The sequence below is a fragment of the Pseudomaricurvus sp. ABR4_320 genome, assembly GCF_056159445.1.
Window position 1 is genome coordinate 1 of the sequence record NZ_JBSWVF010000070.1, and the last position, 1,144, is coordinate 1,144.

At 48.5% G+C, this 1,144-nt stretch carries 1 protein-coding gene; it reads right to left on the minus strand.

Annotated elements, in window-relative coordinates; all coding sequences use genetic code 11:
• Entirely contained in the window at positions 1-1,098 is a 1,098-nt protein-coding gene (locus tag ACXAFR_RS27395) for an IS630 family transposase (RefSeq protein ID WP_475183352.1), read from the minus strand.
• Between the last annotated feature and the right edge of the window lie 46 nt (positions 1,099-1,144).

Here is a 1,144-nt window from a genome sequence, read left to right on the forward strand (position 1 = left end):
CTAGTGTCCTTTAACAAAAGTTCGCCCGGTTTTCAGATTCTCTGAGAGCCGGGCAATAGATTCAATAATTTGATCTGCAGTTTTTTTCCATACAAAGGGTTGTGGATCTTCGTTATGGAGCGCTAAATATTCTCGGATGGACGCTTCCAATTCCCGTGTGCTGCGGTGTGAATTTCGTTTAATCCAACGCTGAGAAATCAATGCAAAGAACCTCTCCACAAGATTTATCCAAGACGCTGATGTTGGGGTAAAGTGGACATGATAGCGAGGGCGGGCAGCAAACCAAGCCCGTACTTTTTCAGTTTTATGCGTACCGTAATTATCCATTATTAAATGAATATCCAGCTCTTTTGGTACTTCCCGGTCAATCGCCCGCAGGAAGGCAAGAAATTCTTTAGCCCGATGGCGCTGGTGTAGCCTGCCAATAACCTCGCCCGTTGCAACATCTAGCGCAGCAAAGAGTGTCGTTGTCCCGTGGCGGATATAGTCATGTGTCTGTGTCTCTACATGCCCAAACGATAAAGGTAGTGCCGGCTGGGTACGATTTAACGCTTGAATCTGACTCTTTTCATCGACACAGAGCACTAACGCCCGGTCTGGTGGGTTCATATACAACCCAACAATATCGTGAACCTTGGCAACAAAATGGGGATCTGTAGAAAGTTTAAATGTCTCCAGGCGATGCGGCTTCAATCCAAATGCCCGCCATATTCGGCTGATCGCCATCGCATTGAGCCCCGTCTCTTCTGCCATCAACGTCGTCGACCAATGCGTTGCATTGGCCGGTTTAGTTTGCAGGGTCTTGCTAATAACCTCGGTAACTTTATCGTCGTTAATGCTGCGCGGGCGTCCTGCACGAGGCGCATCCGTTAAACCTTCAAGTCTGTATTGTTCAAATCGACGGCGCCACTTTCCAACGGTCTCCGCCGTTACACCAACACGGTCACCAATGGCTCTACCCGATAATCCTTCAGCACTCAATAAAATGATTCTCGCCCGTTGCTGCTCCGCTGCAGGCATCTTCCGACGCCGCAGCCAACGCTTTAGTTCGATAGTCTCTTCTTCTGAGAGTTGCAGTAACTTAATGGGTCTTCCCATGCCATGATCTCGCTATGAGTTCGGGTTCTGAGTTATAGACACCATA

Coding starts and splice junctions, on each gene's coding strand:
- ACXAFR_RS27395 (WP_475183352.1), bottom strand. CDS start 1,098: ATGGGAAGACCCATTAAGTTACTGCAACTCTCAGAAGAAGAGACTATC.